Here is a 3,568-nt window from a genome sequence, read left to right on the forward strand (position 1 = left end):
AGATATCTATTCCAGTTCTCACTCGAGCTGTATTGAAAATTGGAAGATTTACTATTTCCTGAACAGTAATAGCCATTTTCTTCACTCCCCTAGTTCATAAATATGTATACAGCAATATTTTGCATGCGCTCGCATTATTGTAATGCTTTTTATCTAATTATAAACTATAATACCATGCTTTAGAGCGCTAAGACTAGTTAGAAAATATATGTTCCATTAATTGGAGAAGAAAACTAGAAACAGTTGAGTTGTAGGTATGCTTACTCAGAGTATTTTAAAAAATAAATAGTAGAAGCCTATAAAACCGTTATCGATTTGAAACATGCTGAGTCGTTCTTCAAGATGTCGAGTCAACTCCAAACATGTCGAGTCGTTCTTCAAGATGTCGAGTCAATTCCAAACATGTCGAGTCATTCTTCAAGACGTCGAGTCAACTCCAAACATGTCGAGTCGTTCTTCAAGACATCGAGTCGATTCCGAACATGTTGAGTCGTTCCTCAAGACATCGAGTCGATTCCGAACATGTTGAGTCATTTCGCAATCATATATAAGTTGCCCTCTAGCTATCTAAGTTGATCATAACTTATGTCACAGTTTATGGAAATTGACCGTCACGTTTACAAAAATAAAAATCCGAACTTATTTGCATCAAAGTTCGGATCTCTATATGATTAAGACATTATTGCCGAGTTTGTAAGTGAAAATAGATTACTTTCCACTATTTACTTGGATCGCCTCGCCAGCAATTCCCGGTTTTGTCATTTCAAATGGATCTAAAATTTGATCCATGGCAACTTCAGATAAAATATTATCTCGTAAGATTATTTCACGTACAGATTTACCTGTTTCTATCGCCTCTTTGGCTACTTTAGTTGCTACTTTATAACCAACATGAGGGTTAAGTGCCGTAATAATTCCTACACTTCTGTCAACATAAGCTTTACATATATCAATATTTGCCTCAATTCCTTCAATACAATACTTACGGAATGTATCAAAAACTTGGTTCATCATGTGAAGAGACTGATGTAAATTAAATACAAGCACTGGCTCCATTACATTCAGTTCAAATTGTCCGGCTTCTGAAGCCATAGAAATAGTCTGATCATTACCTATTACTTGGAAAGCAACTTGGTTAACTACTTCGCAAATAACAGGATTTACTTTTCCAGGCATAATTGATGAACCTGGCTGTCTCGCCGGTAATTTAATTTCTGCAAAACCGGTGCGAGGGCCCGAAGCCATTAACCGTAAGTCGTTTGCTACTTTTGACATATTAACCATACAGATTTTTAGTGCTGAGGATACTTCTGTATAAGCATCGGTATTCTGTGTTCCGTCAACTAAGTTTTCAGCATTTCGAAAAGGATATTCTGTTAATTCTCTTAGTAATTCAACTGCTTTTTCCATGTAACTTAAATCAGCGTTTAATCCTGTTCCTACAGCTGTTGCCCCGAGATTAACTTCAAGTAGTGATTCAAGTGAATTACTAATTCTTTTTATATCCCTTGATAAAACACGACCGTAAGCTTGAAACTCTTGACCTAGTCGAATAGGTACGGCATCTTGCAAATGAGTTCTTCCCATTTTAATTATATGATCAAATTCTTCACCTTTATTAAAAAATGTTTTTTTCAAGGTTTCTAATGTCTGAACTAGCTGGTCAATCAGACGAATTGTGGCAATATGAATAGCTGTCGGGAAAGCATCGTTCGTTGATTGTGCCATATTCACATGAATATTCGGATGGATTACTTCATAATCGCCTTTTTCTCTCCCTAAATGTTCAAGCGCGCGGTTAGCAATTACTTCATTTGCATTCATATTAACAGAAGTACCTGCTCCACCTTGGATTGGGTCAACGATAAACTGATCATGGAGTTTCCCTTCAATGACTTCATCTGCTGCAAGAACGATAGCATTTCCAATCGTGCGATCTAACCGTTCTACTTCCATATTAGCAAGTGCTGCGGCTTTTTTTACTTGTGCGATAGCTACAATTAACTCAGGGTATATTGTATACCCTGTTATATTGAAATTCTCACGCGCTCGCATTGTTTGAATACCATAATAAGCCGATGCCGGAACCTCTTTTTTCCCTAATAAATCTTCTTCGACACGATACTGATTTGCCACCATCTTAACCAATTCCTCCTGATTACCTCTACTTTTATAATTTACCCTTTTTTAAAAGGAGATTCTATTTTCTAATATCATGTGATAATTAATTCTTCTCTAATCCATTTAGATTATATAGTCTTTCAAATCAAATTGTCAATACAATTTCGATAATATCTTCCTTTACTATTATTGTATCAGTTGCATAATAACTTGTGCATTATTATTATCTATATCTTTTGCTGCAAATAACAGAGTAATTCGTTGGTCGTTGTTTTTACTTATAATTTCTTTTAACTCCTGAAAAGCTTTTAATTGCTCTCCTGTTTGCAATTCTTCTTCATACTTTTTTGTAAACCCCGCAAATTTACTAGGATCATGATTAAACCATTTTCGTAAATTATTTGAGGGTGCTATGTCTTTTAACCAATAATCCAATTTAGCCTCCTCTTTGGAAATACCACGTGACCATAATCTGTCAATCAAAATTCGAATCCCGTCATCATGCTCAGGTTTATCGTAAATCCGTTTCAGTTTAATCTCTACTTGCATAGGAATCGCTCCGTTTTTCATCTATTTTAATTGTTAACTTCTTTTTTCTTTTTCCCCAAGTCAGATAAAAACCAACCTGCAACTGCAATAACAATTAATCCTATATAAAACGTCATTTTCCAACCAGTAGAGTGAACAAATTGCTCAGAAAGGATACCTACTTCTTCGTGGCCTAGCACGAGTACAGCTAGTTTTATTCCTACCCAGCCAACTATAATAAATGCAGCAACTTCAAGCCCAGGTCTTTTATTTAATAACTGCACGAACATGTTTGCTGCAAATCGCATAATTATAACACCAATCATTCCACCAGCAAAAATAACTAAAAATTGCGCTCCATCTAAGCTACCAATTGTAAACAGCCCAGATGGAGGTAATGCAACTGCCAGTGCCACAGCAGCCAGAATAGAATCAACAGCAAACGCTAAATCAGCAATTTCGACCTTTAAAACAGTCATCCAAAAACCGCTCCCGGTCTTTTGCTTAGGTATTTTAATATTATCTTTATTCATTGCTTTATCGAATAAATGTTTAATCGAAATAAATAATAAGTACGCTGCACCTATTGCTTGTACCTGCCAAACATCGACAAGGAATGAAATGATGAACAAAGAACCGAAACGAAGAACGAATGCTCCTGCCAGACCATAAAATAACGCTCTTTTTCTCTGTTTTTCCGGTAAATGTTTTACCATTATTGCTAGGACAAGTGCATTATCCGCTGCTAGCAATCCTTCCAGACCAATTAAAACAATTAATATCCATAAATATTCCATTATTAAATTAACATCCACCGGCTTTTCTCTCCTTATAGTGCGTGTTCAAAAAGGAGGATAAAAAGGACCAAGAAGTTCGAGGCGGCGCAGTTTCGAGCAGCGGAATGTATGCATTTAGATAC

Annotated in this window: 3 protein-coding genes; all 3 read right to left on the reverse strand. The window is 36.0% G+C overall.

Annotated features, from left to right (window positions below):
* Nucleotides 1-708: 708 nt before the first annotated feature.
* Entirely contained in the window at nucleotides 709-2,139 is a 1,431-nt protein-coding gene (gene aspA, locus ACPYKA_RS19825) for an aspartate ammonia-lyase (RefSeq protein ID WP_479543919.1), read from the reverse strand.
* A gap of 168 nt (nucleotides 2,140-2,307) precedes the next feature.
* A complete protein-coding gene (locus ACPYKA_RS19830) occupies nucleotides 2,308-2,670 on the reverse strand; it encodes a DUF488 domain-containing protein (RefSeq protein ID WP_479543920.1) in 363 nt (120 codons plus the stop codon).
* A 26-nt stretch (nucleotides 2,671-2,696) separates the two neighbouring features.
* On the reverse strand, nucleotides 2,697-3,464 hold the full coding sequence (locus ACPYKA_RS19835) for a TerC family protein (RefSeq protein WP_479543921.1): 768 nt from the start codon (nucleotides 3,462-3,464) through the stop codon (nucleotides 2,697-2,699).
* Between the last annotated feature and the right edge of the window lie 104 nt (nucleotides 3,465-3,568).

The organism is Pseudogracilibacillus amylolyticus (SeqCode), assembly GCF_051918545.1.
Lineage (GTDB): Bacteria > Bacillota > Bacilli > Bacillales > Amphibacillaceae > Pseudogracilibacillus.

Excerpts from the sequence above, each read along its gene's own strand:
- aspA (WP_479543919.1), bottom strand. The coding sequence starts at position 2,139 with ATGGTGGCAAATCAGTATCGTGTCGAAGAAGATTTATTAGGGAAAAAA.
- ACPYKA_RS19830 (WP_479543920.1), bottom strand. The coding sequence starts at position 2,670 with ATGCAAGTAGAGATTAAACTGAAACGGATTTACGATAAACCTGAGCAT.